Annotated in this window: 2 protein-coding genes and 1 pseudogene; 2 read left to right on the top strand and 1 reads right to left on the bottom strand. The window is 63.4% G+C overall.

The features are described from left to right. The first annotated feature begins 65 nt into the window (after positions 1-65). Positions 66-287, top strand: a complete 222-nt coding sequence (locus tag A5789_RS36765) for a hypothetical protein (RefSeq protein WP_064903081.1) — start codon at positions 66-68, stop codon at positions 285-287. Positions 288-469: 182 nt separating this feature from the next. Beyond that, positions 470-907 (top strand): annotated as a pseudogene (locus A5789_RS21765) (ATP-binding protein); the annotation flags it as partial. 129 nt (positions 908-1,036) lie between these two features. Here the strand turns inward: A5789_RS21765 and A5789_RS37990 are convergent. Next, positions 1,037-1,186: ATP-binding protein (locus A5789_RS37990; RefSeq protein WP_231956625.1), on the bottom strand; the 150-nt coding region annotated here is incomplete at its 5' end.

The raw sequence follows: 1,186 nt of genomic DNA, 5'->3' as shown, positions 1-1,186 counted from the left end.
GAACCGAATTCCATTGTGCTAGAATAGATTTAGTACCGAACTAGCTTCGGACTTACACGGTTCTCGTGACACCCTCGGCGCGTACTGCCGACGATGTCGCGCAGGAGGTCTACGCGTTGCTGATCACCTACCAGGCGTTGCGGACCGCGATCGCCGATACCGCGCTGGCCACACCGGGCATGGTCGCGGACCGGGGCAGTTTCACCGTCGCTTTGCAGACCGCCCGCGACCAGCTCGTCCATGCGGCCGGGTCATCACCGGCGCGACTGTCGATATCGTCGGTGTGATCGGGCGGGCCGTGCGCGCTGACCTGCTCCCACATCGCCGGCCCCGCAGCAGCCTTCGCGTGGTCAAACGGGCAATCTCCAAACACCGCGCCAAGGGGGTGATCGACCGGACCATCTACCAAACCCACATCAGCGTGCGCGTGCTACCCGGTTGACAACCCGGCAGCACACCAAACTGAGCGGCCTTGGGTCTAGCCCGGGCTGCGGTGCACGCCGGCTACCGCACCTATGTCACCACCGCCGCCGATTTGGCGGCCCGCTGCCACAAAGCTGCGATCGAAGGCCGGTGGGCCACCTGCATGCGTTTCTACGCCGGACCAACGCTCCTGGCGATCGACGAACTGGGATACCTGCCGTTACCTGCAGAGGCGGCATCAGCACTGTTTCAGGTTGTCGCGCAACGGTACTTGAAGACATCGATCGTGATCACCACTAACCGCAGCGTCTCCGAATGGGGCGAAGTCCTCGGCGACACCATCATCGCCGCAGCATTATTGGACAGACTCCTGCACCGGTCGATGGTGATCAACCTCGACGGCGACTCCTACCGGCTACGCGACCACCAAGCCACCGCCGACAACCTCCGCCGGGCCACGACCGGAAACCGCGAACCCCTATAATCAGGACCGCTCACGGGTGGGGCATTTCGATGAGCCCGGCTGGGGAGATTCGGTGAGCGCAGTCAGCTGACGAGGCTCAAGAAACTTCCCCAGTGGTGCTCATCGAAATTCCCCACCCGTGAGGCGGTTCTACTGTAGCGGCCGGCGGATGGTTCCGGAGGCCGTGCGGTGGTTTTCTGATCGGGCATGGTGGTCTCGCAGGCGGTAGGAATCGCCGTCGAGTTTGAGGACCACCGAGCGATGTAGGAGCCGGTCGAGCATGGCCGCGGCGATGATGGT

Source organism: Nocardia sp. 852002-51101_SCH5132738, assembly GCF_001665695.1.
Lineage (GTDB): Bacteria > Actinomycetota > Actinomycetes > Mycobacteriales > Mycobacteriaceae > Nocardia > Nocardia nova.
Note: the sequence above shows the minus strand (reverse complement) of the source record. Positions and strands in the feature narration are given on the sequence as shown.